Below are 17,300 nucleotides of genomic sequence, written 5' to 3'. Positions count from 1 at the left end.
TCTGCTCACCTCACCTTACATTATAATTTCTTTTGCAATTCATACAGCTTTGTCATTGCTTCAAGCGGCGTCATATCCATTAGGTTGTAAGACTTTAATTCGTCGATGACCGCTTGATCTTTCTGTTTTAGCGCAGCTTTCGGCTGCGGTTTTTCTTCTACTTCAAAGAAAGAAAGCTGCTGTTTTTCTACAGTCTTTTCTGCTTTTGATGCTGCAGATACGGTTGGGGTCACGTCATGTGATCCGCTCTCAAGCTCCGTTAAAATAGTCTGGGCTCTATTAATGATGGCATCAGGCAATTCAGCAAGCTGCGCTACATGAATACCATAGCTTTTATCAGCTGCACCTTCTTTGATTTGATGTAAGAAAACGACCGTGCCTTCATGCTCTTCAGCTCGCACATGAACATTTTTCAGCTCGCTTAATTGAGATTCAAGGACAGTGAGCTCATGGTAATGTGTAGAGAATAGGGTTTTGGCGCCAATATGATCATGAACAAATTCAATGATTGCCTGCGCAAGAGCCATTCCATCATAGGTGCTTGTCCCGCGTCCAATTTCATCAAATAAAATCAAGCTGTTTTTCGTAGCATGTACCATCGCATTTTTTGCTTCGAGCATCTCTACCATAAAAGTACTTTGACCAGAAATCAAATCATCTGCTGCACCGATACGTGTAAAGATTTGATCGAAGATTGGAAGCGTCGCCTTTGACGCAGGAACGAAGCAGCCAATCTGCGCAAGAATCGAGATGAGTGCCATTTGTCTCATATACGTACTTTTCCCTGACATATTTGGTCCAGTGATGAGTAAGGTTTGTCTGCCTTTTCCCATATGGCAGTCATTCGGTACATATTCCTGGTGATCGAGCACTTTTTCAACGACAGGGTGACGGCCATCTTTGACATCCACGTCATCCTCTGAGAATTCCGGCCGGATATAACGGCGCTTTTCACTGACAGTCGCAAAGCATTGAAGCGCATCAAGCTCGCTCATTTGTTTTGCGAGCAGCTGTAATCTAGGAATATAGCCTTTTACTTGCTCCCTGAGAGCTGTAAATAGTTCATATTCCAATTCGTTAATATTTGATTCTGCTTCAAGAATCAGTGCTTCTTTTTCTTTTAATTCAGGTGTGATATACCGCTCTGCATTGGCAAGCGTTTGTTTTCTTTCGTAACGCCCTTCCTCCAGCAGATGTGTATTCGCGCGTGTCACTTCGATATAATAACCAAACACTTTATTAAACCCGACTTTTAAGGAGCGAATGCCGGTATATTCTCTTTCCTGCTGTTCAAGCCGTGCAATCCAGTCCTTTCCGTTTCGGCTGGCATCACGGTATTCATCTAATTTTGCATTGTAGCCATCTTTAATCAAATTGCCTTCTTTTATCGTCATCGGCGGATTTTCATGAAGTGCATCTTCTAATAAATCAAGGAGGTCACCACAAGGATCAATCTCATTCGCTCTTGATTTTGCCATTTCCTCTGGTAATGAATGAACGAGTTGTTTAATATCCGGTACTTGTTTTAAGGATTCTTTGAGCTGGATGAGATCACGAGCATTCACGTTGCCAAATGCCACGCGGCCCGCTAAACGCTCAAGATCATATACTTGCTTTAATCTTTCGCGCAGATCCTCTCGCTCAAAGAAATGATCCATCAGAATTTGCACCATTTCCTGACGCTCATTAATTTGCGAAAGGCGAATAAGCGGCCGGTCGATCCATTGCTTGAGCAGTCTGCCGCCCATCGCTGTTTTTGTTTCATCTAACAGCCATAATAAAGAGCCTTTTTTGCTTTTTGAACGAATCGTTTCTGTTAATTCAAGGTTTCGTTTTGAGTAAAGATCGATTTTCATCGTTTGTTCAAGTTCAAACACTTGAACTTTCTGAAGATGATCCAAACTTCTTTTTTGCGTTCTTCTTAAATAGGCATATAGTGTTAAAAATGACGTTTTTAACTTTTCGTCTAGATGGGAAACGAGCCGTTCAGCTTCATCTAATAATGCATCACTATCTTCGTATGAAATGGTCGCTTGGCAGCGTTCTTTAAGGGTTTTGATTGTTTCCTCATCCAGCTGCTTTGACACCACAATTTCTTTTGCACCGACAGAATAAATTTCTGATACGACTTCATCTAATCGATCGATGAAAGCCGCCATGTTTTCACCTGTTGATAAATCAGACAGCGCAAGACCGTACCCATTTTGAAAGCTGGTAACAGACGCAATAAAGTTGTTCTCGTTTTCACTTAATCCTTTACCATCCATGACGGTTCCTGGTGTAATCAGTTGAACGACTTCCCTTTTGACTACACCTTTTGCCGTTTTAGGGTCTTCCACCTGCTCACAAATGGCGACCTTGTAGCCTTTTGAAATCAACTGTTCTATGTATGCAGAAGCAGAATGATAAGGAACGCCGCACATTGGAATTGTGCCGCCGTCTCTGCTTGTTAACGTAATTTCTAGTTCTTGCGCGGCTTCCTTTGCATCATCAAAAAACATCTCATAAAAATCGCCTAGGCGAAAAAATAAAAAGGCATCTTGATAATCTGCCTTGATCTTTAAATATTGCTGTATCATGGGCGTATAACTTGCCATATTTCTAATCCCTCACTATATTACTTTCGAATTCATACCATCTCTAATTATAGCATAAAAAATCACCTTTTTTCTCCTAGATCAGGCACAAAAAAACTAGGGGGATATGCGCCCTAGTCATTCCTTACTCTTCTGTCTCACCTGCTAGGAATTCTGGATGAATATCCTCTAACTCCTCATCCACTTCTTCTTCCCACTCGTGATCATCTTTTTCTTTCCAGCTTGAATCGACCTCTACGACAATTTTTGTTTCACCGACTACCTCAGCAATGAATTCACGCTCTGCCTGAACGATAATTTTATTGCCATTTGGAGAAATGGTCACTTCTAAGCAATTGGGCTGCTGCAATACTTTCGCAATTACTTCGTGCTCATCATCAAGGAAATTTTTATCTTTATATCTCAGTTTAATGATGTCTACATACTTCACACGCTCTGTGACGACTTCTGTTTTCGTATTGTCGGCGTAAGAGTACCATACGTTAATATCAAATGTTCCTTCGATCTCAACGGTTTTACCGACCTTTTCAGCATCATACTTATGATTAATGATCCAACCACCTAGGATGCTGGTTGGTTTTTGCGATGGAGAAATGGTGTGTGTGCTTTGGGTGAATTTCCTCCCTTTTGCAACCACCGCTTTTGTAATAATTTCTCTGTATTCAGACATTCCGGCATGCCTCCTTGTTCTTGATCGTTTTATCTTATGCTGGGCATTCGTCTAGTGTGTCACGATTTTGAACTTCATGTTCAATTAAATTCATTTCTGTTTCAGTGTATGCATGGTCGCCCATAAACTTGCCTTGAAAATTGGAAAAGTTGGAGAGTGAGAGGTTTGGAGGTTGATTGGAATAGAAGGTTGTGGTTTAATGATGAAGTCACAGTCCCTTTAGGAGGGGCTATTTATAAAAATCAACATTCGATTTTCTTTATATTTAAAATTAGATTTAAAAATAATAAAGAATATCATTAAAAAATATATCCACTTTTTTTAGTTTGTATTACGTGTTTTATGAAGAAATAAGGTAACCATAGAAAATAAAAAAGGGGCTGTGACATCAACAAATTGTTGATGTCACAGCCTATAAAATATAAATTACATATAAGGTGAAGTGAGTTTTTAGTGACCACAAAGATCTCACCTTTAATGAAGTATTATGCGGTTTTCTACTATTCCGTATTAATTTTCCTTAATATTAGATCGCAAGAAATCTCATCTATTTCTGTTATACATGACTTATAGCAACATTTAAGCGTTATAAACCTATAAGGGATTTTAAATACTAAATTACAAATAAATAAGAGTCCACAAATAAAAAACCCCGCATCTGCGGGGTTTTCTCATTTAATGGAGCAACTTGGTGATGAGTTTTTTACTTTTGAACCGGTTTCTCCTAATAAGAGGTCACCGCCGGTTGAAAGAATGATTTCATCTGTTACTTGATTCGAAATCGTGTGTGCCACAAGCTGAAGCAGGGAATTGACTTCCATTTGTGATTCTTTGAATTCTTGAATCACTGGGATGTCATCCAGTTCTTCTTGCAGGGCATCGATTTTTTCTTCGACTTGCTTTAAGGCTTCATGTTTGCCGTAATGCTTTAAGTTCACAGCTTGTTTTTGAAGCGCCTTAATTTGATTAATGATCGTTGAAATTTTTGTATTTTCATTGATTTGCGCTTCTGCTTTTTTGAAGAAATCAACTTCTTCCGTTTCAGAAATCATTTTAGCGAGCTCTCTTGCACGCTCGACAATCTCTTTCTTTGAATAAAGTGTCATTTTAATTCACCTCGATAGCTTCTCCAACCATTTCTCCGTCAAGAGACCAAGTTTTGGCTTGTGTGATTTTCACTTTGACGATGTTGCCAATCGCTTCTTTTGGTGCTTTAAAATTCACAAGCTTGCTTTTACTTGTATATCCGGCTAGGATCTCAGGGTTGTTTTTACTTTCACCCTCTACTAATACTTCGACAATCTGCCCTTCATATTCCTTCATTTTTTTCGCAGAAATTTCATTCACAAGTGCATTTAGGCGCTGCAGACGTTCTTTTTTCACACGCATTGGCACGTTGTCTTTCATTTTCGCTGCTGGCGTTCCTTCTCTTGGGGAATAAATGAACGTATAAGCGGCATCAAACTCAACCTCGCGATAAAGCGAAAGTGTTTCTTCAAACTGCTCATCTGTTTCATTTGGGAATCCAACAATAATGTCCGTTGTTAATGAAGCATTCGGCATCGCTTCTTTGATTTTGCGCACAAGATCAAGGTAGCGCTCACGGTCATATTTTCTCGCCATAAGCTTCAGCACAGAAGAACTTCCGGATTGAACTGGCAGGTGAATATGATCGAGAAGGTTTCCGCCCTTGGCAAGCACTTCGATTAAGTGATCATCAAAATCACGCGGGTGACTTGTTGTAAAACGGATACGCGGAATATCAATTTTTCGCAGCTCATCCATCAGGTGGCCAAGACCATATTCCATATCTTCAAAATCTTTTCCATATGCATTCACGTTTTGACCAAGAAGGGTAATTTCCTTATATCCTTCTGCCGCTAAACGTCTGACCTCTTGAATAATTTCATCTGGGCGGCGGCTTCTTTCCTTGCCGCGCGTGTAAGGCACGATACAGTATGTACAGAATTTATCACAGCCGTACATAATGTTCACCCAGCCCTTGATTTTACCTTGACGGGCTCTTGGAAGGTTCTCAATCACGTCGCCTTCTTTTGACCAAACCTCAATGACCATTTCTTTTGAAAGGTAGCATTCAGATAACAGCTCTGGCAGGCGGTGAATGTTGTGCGTGCCAAAAATCAAGTCAACAAATGGGTGTTTCTTCAAAATACGGTTCACGACAGATTCTTCTTGTGACATACATCCGCAGACACCTAAAATTAAATCTGGCTTTTCACGCTTTAATGCTTTTAAATGACCAAGCTCTCCAAACACTTTATTTTCTGCATTCTCACGAATCGCACAAGTGTTTAATAAGATGACATTTGCATCTTCCGTTGAGTTTGTTGGTTCATAGCCAAGCGCCATAAAAATACCAGCCATCACTTCTGTGTCATGCTCATTCATTTGACAGCCATATGTGCGAATATAAAACTTGCGGCCGTTTCCTAACCCTTGAAACTGCTCGTCAATTTGAAATTGATTGTATTCGACTTCTTCTTTACCCCGTTTTTTTGCATCTTTTAAGGAAGGCGGAATGTACACAGCTTCAAAATATTTGCTGTAGTCCTTCTCGGATTTTTTGTCCGATGAACTTACTTGTCCGCTCGCTTTTCTCTGCTCTTCATTCATGAATTTGTACTCCTTTCAAACCAAGTTCCACCCTACAGTATAGACTATTTTGTGATGAATTGAAAATAAATCATATGTGTCATTACTTTTCAATCCACCCGGATTCTGCATGAATATTGAGTAGGTTTTAACAGTAGGTTATCTTTCTCCAAAGGGTTTTGTATTTCTTTTACAATCTTCATTTGCTGTGTACCGACACTCTCAACTAAAGTAATCACATATGCTTCTTTTTCCTCTTCTGCTACCATTCTTTCTTGTTCAGATAAGAAGAAAGGAAAGTCTTGATGAGCAAGTTTTGAGCCCTTCACCTCTATTAGTTTTTCTTTTCCATCAGGGTAATACGATTTGATATCAAACCCATGGCCATCTTCCGTTTCGGCTAACCAATTGACATTTTTCGCTAATTGCTCCTGACCCACTGCTTTTAATTGCTCTACTTCCATATCATAAACAAACTTCTCTGCTATTCGACCTGTCTCTTCATTTTGCTTGGCTCTTTCTTCTCTTAATTGCTTATAAACGTTTCTATGGATGATTCTTTTTCGTTTTATACTCTTATTAATCTTTGTATCCATATGAAGATCCGGATTCGAATATATTTCGAAAATAAAATCATAAAAAAATTCATTTAAGTTATATATGTCTTTTAAAAACTCGTATTGATTAAATGTATCAATATTATATCTTTTAAATACCAAAGAACCTGCTGCATATTTTTTAGGTCTATCAGATTCTCCTAAGTAAAAATCACCTATTTCAAATCCTTTTAAATTAGGACTATTCATCAATTGAGGTTTTAGTCGTTCTCGCCAAATATCCGCTTCATATTTAATCTTTTTGAGAGATAGATTTTCAGTACCTAAACCAATCGATAAATAAAAATCTTTGCCATTATTAGCGAATAAAATGACTATATATAATCCTTTTTGTGTTGTTGTTTTATTTGTTTTTTGATTTTTTGTTAAAAGCTGGTCTAGAAACGCTATCCAAATAGACTCTGAAACTTTTCCATTTCCTGTAGATGCTTTAATATCGATTCTATCCAAATTTTTCATATGACGTTTTTCTAATTCATTTTGAATTTTGTTTGGTATCTCTTTATTAAACATTTTGTGAAAAGGGTGATTCTTATCTGTTATTACATTGCTCTTATAATCTAAATATTGCTTATAAAAGTCTTCTTTATTAAATATCATTTGTCTCATCACTTACCTCAATAGATCTTTTTACATACATTATACATAACAAACGGTAGATTTGATGAAAATTGGAAAGAATATCGTCAAAAAAAGAGAGCCTGCGCTCTCTCAATCAAGTATGTTTAGTTTTTTTGCTTCTTCTTCAATGATTGTCAGTGCCCGGTCTAGTTCTTCTTTTGTGTGCTCGGCTGTGATGATGGCTCTAATTCTTGCCTTGCCTTTTGCTACAGTTGGGAAGGCGATGCCTTGGGCAAACACGCCTCGTTCTATTAAAGCCTTTGAGAATCGAAAAGTAAGTGCTTCGTCTCCAATCATGATTGGGATAATCGGTGTCTCTGTTGGGGCGGCGACTTGAAATCCTAGGCTGATGACCTTTTCTTTAAAATAAGCGGCGTTCTCCCAAAGTGTATCGATTCGTTCCGGTTCATCTAACAGCACTTCAATCGCTTCTTCACACGCTCTAGTCACAGCTGGCGGATGAGAGGTGCTGAATAAAAACGGTCTTGCTTTATGCTTTAAATAATCAATTAAAACCGCTGAACCAGCCACATAGCCGCCGAGCACTCCGACAGCCTTACTAAGTGTCCCGACCTGAATGTGCACTCTGCCGTCGAGTTTAAAATGGTTGACCGTCCCGCGGCCATTCTCACCAAGCACGCCCGAGGCGTGCGCATCGTCTACCATCACAAATGCATCATATGCTTCTGCGAGCCTGACGATCTCAGGAAGTGGCGCGATATCTCCATCCATCGAGAATACACCGTCTGTAACGATGAGGCGGACGCGGTAATTCATTGATTTTTTCAAAATCTTCTCCAGCTCTTCCATATTGGAATGACCGTATACCTTTTTATCTGCTTTTGTTAATCGGATGCCATCAATAATTGAGGCATGATTCAGTTCATCTGAAATGACAATATCATCTTTTGTCAAGATACTGGATAAGACCCCTTGATTGGTCGTAAAGCCTGATTGGAATACAAGTGCTGCTTCTGTCTTTTTAAATGCAGCAAGCTTTTTTTCAAGACGTTCATGCATCGTCATTGTGCCGGCGATGGTACGTACAGATCCTGTACCCGCACCGAATTCATCGATTGCCTCTTTTGCTGCTTTTATCAGCCTTGGGTGTGAGGTGAGCCCTAAGTAGTTATTTGAGGAGAGTTGTATGACAGATTGTTCATTTAATGTCACAGTGGATGATTGTTTTGAGTCGATCTCTTTCAAAGTTTGGTGGGTGCCTTGCTGCTTCATTGTTTCCAATTCATCTTGTAAATACGTGAATTCTTTCATCATTTCTTCCCCCTTTGATATGATGGCATCATCAGTACGACTTTTCCGCACGTACCGCTTTGCATAAGTTCAAATCCCTTTTCGAACTCTTCAAATGGCAGTGTATGAGTGACAACCGGCTTTACATCAATGGTATTAGTTCTTAATAGCTCAGATACTTGACGCCACGTCTCAAACATTTTTCTCCCCGTGATCCCTTGCACGGTTAATCCCCTAAAAACAATTTGATTCGTAATATCAATTGTTACTGGCCGTTCTGGCAAGCTTAGTATATTGACTTTCCCTCCATTTGCACAAGCTTCGAGTGCTTGATTAATGGCAGCTGGATGACCTGACATCTCACACATCACATCTGCCCCTTCCATCCGCGTGAGCTGCTTAATTATCGCGACTGGATCACCTTTTCCAATATCCACGATATGATCTGCACCCATTTTTCGGGCAAGATCGAGCCTGTATTCATTTTTATCAACAGCGAACACTTGAACAGCCCCGGAGGCTTTTGCGACAGCGATTGCCATTAAACCGATTGGTCCGCAGCCAAAAATCGCCACTGATTTACCTGATACAGGTGTGTGCAGTACAGTATGGACTGCATTTCCTAGCGGCTCTTGGATAGAGGCAAGCTCAACCGGCATTTGAGCTGGATTATGCCACACATTTTGTTCAGGTACTTTGACATATTCAGCAAAACAGCCATCAATGTCTACCCCTAAAATTTTCGTTTCACTGCACAAATGCTGCTGCCCTGTTAAGCACATATAACATTGATTACATACAACATGCGTCTCAGCCGATACAAAGTCCCCTACCTTTGCTCGTGAGACCTGCTTCCCCACTTTAACAACTTCCCCTGTAAATTCATGTCCAAAAATGTAAGGCGCTTTGACTCTTCCCTTAGCCCAGTCATCCCAATTATAAATATGCACGTCTGTTCCGCATATCGAAGTGGCTTTCACTTGGATCAAAACTTCATGATCTTTGATTTCTGGAATCGGCATCTCCATCATCACCGCTCCGTAAGCGCTTTCTTTTTTAACAATTGCTTTCATCGTTCCACACATGACGTACAACCCCTTTGTTAAAAAACTTCTCCCAATCAGATTTTAACACGACTTATTTTAGTCGTAAATACCACTGTCTACTAGAAAAAGACAAATGAACACCCCACATATTTTTTTGGATATTTTTCTAAAAAAAAAAGCAAATCTCCTTTCGATCGGAGATTTGCTTTCATCGTCAGCGTTTCTTTGAAACGGCAACATATAGTGCTGGCACAATGAATAAGGTCAGTATTGTTGAGAAAAAGACACCAGATACAATGCAGATGGCCAGCGGCTTAAAGAGTGGATCATGACTTAATGCAACAGGCATTAGTGCAACAAGTGCCGTAAATGCTGTTAAGAGAATCGGTCTAATCCTTGCTCTTCCTGCTTCAATGACAGCTGTCTGTTGATCAAACCCTTGCTTGCACCGCTGTTCAATAAATTCGAATAGGACGACCGCATTTCGGACGACAATACCAGCCAATGAGACAATTCCCATTGTTGCCATAAAGCTGAATGGTGTTTGTGTGACAAACAGTCCGATAATGGCTCCTGATACGGCTAAGTAAACCGTTCCTAGAACTAACAGCGGAAGCATCAATGAATTGAACTGGAATGCGATGGTCACGTAAATGAGCAGCAAGACTACTGCAAATAAGAGACTAATTTCAATAAAGAACTGGGTCTGATTTTCATTTTCTCCACCCTGTAAGATGGTCAAATCCTTCGCTGCAGCGCTTTTCCCCACTTGATTGACGACTTCTTTCATATCGTCTTTAAACGAATCTGATGCGCCGGGATACGCCTTCAGCGTAATGGTCGGAACTCCATTTTCATGTGGAATGCTTTCGTACTGCTCTGTTTCTTTTTCTTTTACATATCGGCTAAGCGGCTCAAGTTGAGGCATACCGCCCTCATTTGTCTTCACAGGCACTTTCATTTCTTTTAGCTTTAAACCATTTTGATGTGTGCCTATATCCTGTTTCACTACTAAATCGATATCATTTGTTCCTTGTTGAAAGGTACCTAATGGCATCCCTTCTGTCACAAGACCAAGCTGTCTGCTGACAAATTGAGCACTGAGCCCATCCTCTGCCATCCGCTTGCGGTTTAATTCAAAAGAGATCGTTTTCACCGGCTGATTGACATCGTCCGTAATCAAGCTTGCCCCTTTGTCTTTCATTTCATTTGTCAGTGTTTCTTTGACATCAATGAGCTTTGAAAAAGAGTCACCCGCAACCGTTACTGTCACTGGCGCTCCAGTTGGCGGTCCTTGTACAATGGTTTTCATAAAGATTTCAGCCTCTTTGAATGTCTCTCGCAAAGGCTCGGTCATACGATCTATTAATGCCTTACTTGTCATCTGATCATTGTCTACTCTCACGACAACCTGACCCGTGTGGTCACTTGCATTTGAAATACTTTCATTAAATAGGTTCGGCACACCGCCGCCTGCAAAAATCGCCGTTTCTTCAATGCCTTTTTGCTGCTTAATTTCTTGTTCTATTTTCTTTAGTGTTTCATTTGTTTTGTCTAATGTTGTTTCACTTGGAAGCGTGACAGTGACGACCACTTCTTTCTTATTCGCCGCAGGGAAAAATTCAAATGGTGTGACGAAAATAAGTAAAAAAGCAAGCGTTGCAACGAGCAAACCACTTAGTCCAATAACGAGCGGCCGTTTCACAATGTTTGTCAGCACACGGTCTGCATAGAAATCAGCCAGCCTTTTTAATGGTTTCCCTAGGAATCCCGGCTCTTTTTGACTGTTTTTGTTCTTTCTTTTCCGGTTCACAGTATATTGATAGACCGGTACAAGTGTCAGAGAAATCACCATGGACGCAAGCACAGTCGTCACTAGAACAGACGGTAATGCCCGAATAAATGAACCATTTGCACCTGATAGGAATACAAGCGGCAGGAAGGCAAACACAACAGCTAGTGTTGATGTCAAAATGGACCCTGCGACTTCTTTCACCCCTGCAATTGTTCCTTTAAGCGGACTTTCGTATTTTTTCATTTGTCTTAAAATATTATCATTGACGACAATCGCATCATCGACAAGTATCCCTAAAGCAATGATAAAGCCGATGATCGAAATTTGATTGAGGTCCACTTGTAAAAATGGCAGCGGAATCGTTCCGATTGTAATGGATAGCGGAATGGCGAGTGAAACGATAAACGCCCCGCCAATCGTGAGTCCAAGTGTGGTAACAATTATGACAGCAATGACCGCAACAATGGCTTCTTTTATTAAATCATTGAAAATGGTATCCACTTCACTTTTTTGTGAATAGTAGTCTACCCACTCCACCCCATTTGGCAGCTGCTTTTCTTTCTCAATGACCTCACTGACTTTGTCATACATTTTAGGAATATCAAGCCCTTGTTTAATATTCACAGTAAATGAATAAGCGGGCTTTCCGTTATACGACACAATATCACTTTTCTGTTTTTCTACTTCTTTTAAACTGCCAAGCTGACTAATTGTGACCGGCTCTCTTTTCGTTTTTGAGAAAAGCTCAATTTTTTTAACTTGATCTAAGCGGTCATATGTATCGATGGACAGCTTCACCTTCTCTTTGCCTGGCCGAATATCGCCTAGTGGAGATGTGTCAAATTCCTGATTGATGGCATCTGTGACATCAGTTACATTGAGCCCTTCACCCTCCAGCTTGTTTGAATCTAAGTTTAATAGCGCTTGTTTGTCATTGAAGCCTTTGATAATGACACTGTCTACCCCTTTGATGTCCTCTACTTTTTCCTTCAATGCACGCAGCGATTGCTGACTCTTTGCTAAGTCCGATGATTCATTTGACACAATCATATAAGAGCCAACCGGCACGCTGCCGAATTCATCCTTTACTTCCGGCTCCATCACCCCGTCAGGAAAAGACGACGCAGCACTTGTGGTTTCATTCTTAATTTGACTTGCCACCTTTTGAAAGTCGGCTTGGTCCTCAATTTCAAGCACAATATTTGAGAAACCAATGGCAGAAATTGAGCTCGTTTTCTCTACACCATTGATATCTGATAGGGCTGATTCCAGTTTATTGGTGACATCTCTTTCCACCTGTTTTGCATCTGCACCAGGAAAAACGGTAGAAATCGTGACGAGATTCGCCTCGAATTCTGGAAGTTCTCGTTTAGGAAGCTGCGCGAATAAATAGCCGCCAGCAATGAGAACGATAAAAAATAAAATAAAAACAAGCTTTCCTCTTTTCAAAAAAGCTTCAAACATTATTTCACCTACTTAAATATTTATTTTTGATGAAGTAAATTCAACTTAATCTTAATTTATCATCACGGTGAAAAAATGCAAGCTCTAATATGTCATTTTTATCTATTTCACGAACTGAATATGTTATATAAGAAATGTATAGCGGTAAACAAAAACAACCTGCTTACATGATGTAAGCAGGTTGAAAATAATAAAATTAGAATTATCGTGGTTCAACAATCAATTTGATGGCTGTTCTTTCTTCTCCATCGATCAGAATGTCAGTAAAGGCTGGAATGCATATCAAATCCACTCCGCTTGGCGCGACAAATCCCCTTGCAATGGCGACAGCCTTAACCGCCTGATTCAGTGCCCCAGCGCCGATTGCTTGTATTTCCGCTGCACCGCGTTCACGTAAAACGCCGGCTAATGCTCCTGCTACTGAATTCGGATTTGACTTTGCTGAAACTTTTAAAATTTCCATTTCTGCTCCCCCTTAAATTTACAATGGATAAGTGAGTGTTCATTAGAACAATCTTTGTTAGATGATGCTATTTTTTTGAAAATCCATCCCCAAAATGTTTTTCAAAAATAGCAGGCTACCTACCATTTTTACTATATTCACGATAGAGGGCGCATATTCCTTCTTTCTGATTAATATTTTTCTGAAATAAATATGTGAACATTTATTCAAAGAAAATATGGTCATCATTTATCAAAATTCGATCAATTTTGACAGCTTTTTTCGACTGTTCGTCAATTTCTACGATTACTGCACTTAACGTCGTGCGGCCTTCTGCAATTTCAAACCGGACTGGGAGACTTGTTTTGAATCGTTTAATGATCGTTTCTCGGTCAACACCTAAAATGCCATCATAAGGTCCTGTCATCCCGACATCTGAAATATACGCAGTTCCTTTTGGCAATACGCGGTTATCTGCTGTTTGAACATGTGTATGCGTGCCAACGACACATGATGCACGGCCGTCTGTATACCAGCCCATCGCCTGTTTTTCGCTTGTGGCTTCACCATGAAAATCAATAAAAATAAACGGTGTCCGTTTGGATGCTTCCGCAATTAATTCATCTACTTTTTGAAATGGGCAGTCAATTGGCGGTAAAAACGTACGTCCTTGCAGGTTAATGACCGCCAATTCTTTTCCTTGTTTTTTAATAAACGTGAGACCTTTTCCAGGTGTGCCTTCTGGGAAGTTAGCTGGACGGACCATATTAGCTGCATCATCGATGAAATCGAAAATGTCTCTTTTATCCCATGTATGGTTGCCCATTGTGAGCACATCAGCTCCTGCTTGCAGCAGCTCATGATAGATTTTTTCAGTTAGACCTTTCCCGTGAGCAGCATTTTCTCCGTTGACAATGGTAAAGTGCGGCTGATATTTTTTCTTTAGCTTTGGCAAATATTCTTTCAGTGTGTCTCTGCCAGGTGAACCGACAATATCTCCAACAAATAATATTTTCATGCGCTTTTGAACCCTTTCTCTTTTAAATTGATCTTCTTATCAGTGTTGCATATTTACACAAAAAAATAAAGCGGCGCTAAGCGCACCGCTCTATTTTGCATACTCTACTGCGCGAGTTTCTCGAATGACTGTCACTTTAATGTGACCAGGGTAATCGAGCTCGTCCTCAATTCGCTTACGAATATCCCTTGCTAGACGGTGAGCTTCAAGATCATTAATTGAATCTGGCTTCACCATAATACGTACTTCACGTCCAGCCTGTATCGCAAACGATTTTTCAACACCTTCATAAGATTCAGAGATATCTTCTAATTTCTCAAGTCTCCGAATGTAATTTTCAAGCGTCTCACTTCTTGCACCAGGGCGTGCTGCAGATAATGCATCAGCTGCCGCAACAAGAACAGCGATAATAGATGTCGGTTCTTGGTCACCGTGGTGAGAGGCAATACTGTTGATGACAACAGGATGCTCTTTATATTTCGTCGCAAGCTCAACGCCAATTTCTACGTGGCTTCCTTCTACTTCGTGATCAATGGCTTTTCCAATGTCATGCAGAAGACCTGCTCGTTTTGCAAGCTTTGCATCTTCTCCAAGCTCTGAAGCCATGAGACCTGCAAGATGTGCAACCTCAATTGAATGCTTCAGGACATTTTGTCCATAACTTGTACGGAATTTTAAGCGGCCGAGAATTTTGATCAGATCCGGATGCAGACCGTGAACTCCGACTTCGAATGTCGTTTGCTCACCCATCTCGCGGATATAATCATCGACTTCACGGCGTGATTTTTCCACCATTTCTTCAATTCGTGCAGGATGAATGCGGCCATCCTGGACTAGCTTGTCCAGAGCTATCCTCGCTGTTTCACGTCTAATCGGATCAAAGCCCGATAGTATAACAGCTTCAGGTGTATCATCTATGATCAAGTCAATACCTGTTAACGTTTCTAACGTACGGATATTTCGTCCTTCACGTCCGATAATACGACCTTTCATCTCATCATTTGGAAGATTGACTACAGATACCGTTGTTTCAGCCACATGATCAGCTGCACAACGCTGTAACGCAAGTGAAAGAATATTTTTCGCCTTTTTGTCAGCCTCTTCTTTCGCTCGGTTTTCAGATTCTTTCGTCATGACTGCAATGTCGTGGGAAAGCTCATTTTCAACTTGATCCAGAATGATTTGTTTCGCTTCATCTCGAGTTAGACTTGAAATACGTTCCAACTCGGCTTTCTGCAAACGAATCATATCATCCACTTTGCTTTCCATCTCTTCAATATGTTGTTGTCGTTCATTCAGAGAATGATCTCTCTTCTCCAACAGGGACTCCCGTTTATCTAAAGATTCGTCTTTGCGATCAAGATTTTCCTCTTTTTGAAGTAAACGGTTTTCTTGTCTTTGAAGCTCATTTCGTCTTTCACGAACTTCTTGCTCCGCCTCTACACGAAACGAATGAATTTCATCTTTCGCTTCCAAGAGCGCTTCTTTCTTCAATGCTTCCGCATCACGCTTTGCATCCTCAACAATTTGTTCGGCCATGTTTCTTGCGCCGGATATTTTTGCTTCTGCAATGGTTTTACGAACAAAGTAGCCAACAACTAAACAGATTAGGCTCAGCAAAATGGAGATGATCGTAAACATCGTAGGCGACATATTTTCACCTCCTCTTGCTATGAACTTGGTTTTACAAATAAAGTGTCGGCATGTACATTGTTTTGTGTCTCAACATACAGGGCCTTCACAGGGAATGAGATCCTCACTGCCCTTGTCAAGTTTAAATTAGTTATCAATCATGTTAAGAAAAACAAGTGATACATTCCCATTGTAATTGTGTCGGAAATACTTGTCAAGCTAGCCATCTTAGCGTTTGCAAAAGCAGATCAGAATTATTCTTGATTCAGCAGCTGATATACTTTATTGTTCACTTGGCCCAGTTTAGTGTTATTTTGTATATTTGAGAACAAAACAACGATGGTTTGTCCAGATTTGCTAAAGCTGTTCAAAATGTTAAAGCCCGGCACGACACCATGGCTTGAATAGCTACCGGGAGCAACATAAAATCCCATTCCGTATGTGGAGCTGCTTCCTGGCGTAAACATCTTTTTATAGCTCTTCTGCGAATACAGTTTGCCGTCTATCAGGGCTTGGTCAAATTTGTACATATCTATAGCACTCATATAAATATCTCCAGCACCGTAAAGCTGAGATAGATCGGGCATATACGGTGTAACCGCTTTGCTGCCTTTCAGCTTATACCCGACAGCAGGATAAGGTTCTTTTTCATATGTTTTGTAAAAGCCTGCATGCGTCATCCCCGCCGGTTTAAAAATATGATTCTTTATATATTGTTCATAGGACTCACCGCTCACTTCAGCAACAATATAAGCAAGAACAGAATAGTTTGAATCCTTGTAGCCCCATACACCCGGCTGACGATTAATTCCCTGACGTTCTATGTCTTTTATTAATTCGTCCGGAGTAATTACGGCGTTTCCTTCAATATGTCCGTTTATTCCCGATGTATGTGTCAGCAGATTTTTCAAAGTAATCGCTTGTCCGTTAGGGAAATGAGGTAAATACGTGCTTACCGAATCACTTGTCTGAAGTTTCCCCTTTTCCTCAAGCTGCAAAATAGCGGTTGCAATCAGCGCTTTTTGTGACGAACCGACATAAAAAGATGTCAAAGGATTATTTCGAACTTTTTGTTTACGGTCTGCATAACCAAAACCTTTATTTGTTACGATTTCTCCATTTCGAACAATCATGGCTGTTCCGCTGAAACCGATCCCATTTAAATAACTGCTGATTTTGTGATTACGGTCCACTGTTTTGATTTGTTTCTCTGATATTTTAGCGGTTTTCCTTTTAACTTCTTTATTCTGGCTGTTTTCTAAAGCTACTGCAGTTTTTTGAAACGGGTTCTTCTCTTCACTATTTCGATGAAGCACATTCCACATCGTTAAGCAAATCATCGCTGCTAAAAAAACAAGCACAAGTTTTCCCCTCTGACTTGGTTGTTTCCGGCTGTATTTTGCATTTCTTCTGCGGGTCGGGCTTGTCATTCGTTTTTCCTCCCAAAATAAATGCCATTTTGTACACTTTAGACGGATGAAATACTGAAAAAGTTGTCGAAAGTTTTTTGCAAAATAAAAAAGGCTGAGTTTTT

12 protein-coding genes are annotated in these 17,300 nt (G+C 40.3%); all 12 read right to left on the bottom strand.

Annotation, left to right across the window (positions count from 1 at the left end; genetic code table 11):
* Nucleotides 1–20: 20 nt before the first annotated feature.
* On the bottom strand, nucleotides 21–2,597 hold the full coding sequence (gene mutS / locus H7F25_RS07155; protein ID WP_185854412.1) for a DNA mismatch repair protein MutS: 2,577 nt from the start codon (nucleotides 2,595–2,597) through the stop codon (nucleotides 21–23).
* Nucleotides 2,598–2,721: 124 nt separating this feature from the next.
* Entirely contained in the window at nucleotides 2,722–3,267 is a 546-nt protein-coding gene (gene cotE, locus H7F25_RS07150) for an outer spore coat protein CotE (RefSeq protein ID WP_024424105.1), read from the bottom strand.
* A 671-nt stretch (nucleotides 3,268–3,938) separates the two neighbouring features.
* Nucleotides 3,939–4,373 carry a regulatory iron-sulfur-containing complex subunit RicA gene (locus tag H7F25_RS07145; RefSeq protein WP_008358013.1) on the bottom strand — a complete coding sequence of 145 codons (435 nt, stop codon included), beginning with the start codon at nucleotides 4,371–4,373 and terminating at the stop codon, nucleotides 3,939–3,941.
* A gap of 1 nt (nucleotide 4,374) precedes the next feature.
* On the bottom strand, nucleotides 4,375–5,901 hold the full coding sequence (gene miaB / locus H7F25_RS07140; protein ID WP_024427027.1) for a tRNA (N6-isopentenyl adenosine(37)-C2)-methylthiotransferase MiaB: 1,527 nt from the start codon (nucleotides 5,899–5,901) through the stop codon (nucleotides 4,375–4,377).
* 89 nt (nucleotides 5,902–5,990) lie between these two features.
* Nucleotides 5,991–7,106 (bottom strand): MrcB family domain-containing protein, encoded by a 1,116-nt coding sequence (locus H7F25_RS07135; protein WP_243837372.1) that lies wholly within the window; start codon nucleotides 7,104–7,106, stop codon nucleotides 5,991–5,993.
* 102 nt (nucleotides 7,107–7,208) lie between these two features.
* On the bottom strand, nucleotides 7,209–8,393 hold the full coding sequence (locus H7F25_RS07130) for a glycine C-acetyltransferase (protein ID WP_185854411.1): 1,185 nt from the start codon (nucleotides 8,391–8,393) through the stop codon (nucleotides 7,209–7,211).
* A complete protein-coding gene (tdh, locus tag H7F25_RS07125; protein WP_044330479.1) occupies nucleotides 8,390–9,454 on the bottom strand; it encodes an L-threonine 3-dehydrogenase in 1,065 nt (354 codons plus the stop codon). The genes H7F25_RS07130 and tdh overlap by 4 nt, the downstream gene beginning before the upstream one ends.
* 175 nt (nucleotides 9,455–9,629) lie before the next feature.
* Nucleotides 9,630–12,674: an efflux RND transporter permease subunit gene (locus tag H7F25_RS07120; RefSeq protein WP_185854410.1), complete on the bottom strand. Its 3,045-nt coding sequence runs from the start codon at nucleotides 12,672–12,674 to the stop codon at nucleotides 9,630–9,632.
* Between the two features lie 202 nt (nucleotides 12,675–12,876).
* Entirely contained in the window at nucleotides 12,877–13,137 is a 261-nt protein-coding gene (spoVS, locus tag H7F25_RS07115) for a stage V sporulation protein SpoVS (RefSeq protein WP_003211281.1), read from the bottom strand.
* A 202-nt stretch (nucleotides 13,138–13,339) separates the two neighbouring features.
* Complete coding sequence (locus H7F25_RS07110; RefSeq protein ID WP_024424109.1) at nucleotides 13,340–14,134, bottom strand: TIGR00282 family metallophosphoesterase; 795 nt, start codon at nucleotides 14,132–14,134, stop codon at nucleotides 13,340–13,342.
* Nucleotides 14,135–14,224: 90 nt separating this feature from the next.
* A complete protein-coding gene (rny, locus tag H7F25_RS07105; protein WP_003211958.1) occupies nucleotides 14,225–15,787 on the bottom strand; it encodes a ribonuclease Y in 1,563 nt (520 codons plus the stop codon).
* Between the two features lie 233 nt (nucleotides 15,788–16,020).
* Nucleotides 16,021–17,196 carry a serine hydrolase domain-containing protein gene (locus H7F25_RS07100; RefSeq protein ID WP_133743800.1) on the bottom strand — a complete coding sequence of 392 codons (1,176 nt, stop codon included), beginning with the start codon at nucleotides 17,194–17,196 and terminating at the stop codon, nucleotides 16,021–16,023.
* Nucleotides 17,197–17,300 lie beyond the last annotated feature (104 nt).

The sequence above is a fragment of the Bacillus sp. PAMC28571 genome (assembly GCF_014250435.1).
GTDB classification, from domain to species: Bacteria; Bacillota; Bacilli; order Bacillales; family Bacillaceae; genus Bacillus; species Bacillus safensis.
Note: the sequence above shows the minus strand (reverse complement) of the source record. Positions and strands in the feature narration are given on the sequence as shown.

What these genes read in the sequence shown, in the direction of transcription:
- mutS (WP_185854412.1), bottom strand. Translation starts at nt 2,597, where the DNA reads ATGGCAAGTTATACGCCCATGATACAGCAATATTTAAAGATCAAGGCA.
- cotE (WP_024424105.1), bottom strand. Translation starts at nt 3,267, where the DNA reads ATGTCTGAATACAGAGAAATTATTACAAAAGCGGTGGTTGCAAAAGGG.
- H7F25_RS07145 (WP_008358013.1), bottom strand. Translation starts at nt 4,373, where the DNA reads ATGACACTTTATTCAAAGAAAGAGATTGTCGAGCGTGCAAGAGAGCTC.
- miaB (WP_024427027.1), bottom strand. Translation starts at nt 5,901, where the DNA reads ATGAATGAAGAGCAGAGAAAAGCGAGCGGACAAGTAAGTTCATCGGAC.
- H7F25_RS07135 (WP_243837372.1), bottom strand. Translation starts at nt 7,106, where the DNA reads ATGAGACAAATGATATTTAATAAAGAAGACTTTTATAAGCAATATTTA.
- H7F25_RS07130 (WP_185854411.1), bottom strand. Translation starts at nt 8,393, where the DNA reads ATGATGAAAGAATTCACGTATTTACAAGATGAATTGGAAACAATGAAG.
- tdh (WP_044330479.1), bottom strand. Translation starts at nt 9,454, where the DNA reads ATGTGTGGAACGATGAAAGCAATTGTTAAAAAAGAAAGCGCTTACGGA.
- H7F25_RS07120 (WP_185854410.1), bottom strand. Translation starts at nt 12,674, where the DNA reads ATGTTTGAAGCTTTTTTGAAAAGAGGAAAGCTTGTTTTTATTTTATTT.
- spoVS (WP_003211281.1), bottom strand. Translation starts at nt 13,137, where the DNA reads ATGGAAATTTTAAAAGTTTCAGCAAAGTCAAATCCGAATTCAGTAGCA.
- H7F25_RS07110 (WP_024424109.1), bottom strand. Translation starts at nt 14,134, where the DNA reads ATGAAAATATTATTTGTTGGAGATATTGTCGGTTCACCTGGCAGAGAC.
- rny (WP_003211958.1), bottom strand. Translation starts at nt 15,787, where the DNA reads ATGTCGCCTACGATGTTTACGATCATCTCCATTTTGCTGAGCCTAATC.
- H7F25_RS07100 (WP_133743800.1), bottom strand. Translation starts at nt 17,196, where the DNA reads ATGACAAGCCCGACCCGCAGAAGAAATGCAAAATACAGCCGGAAACAA.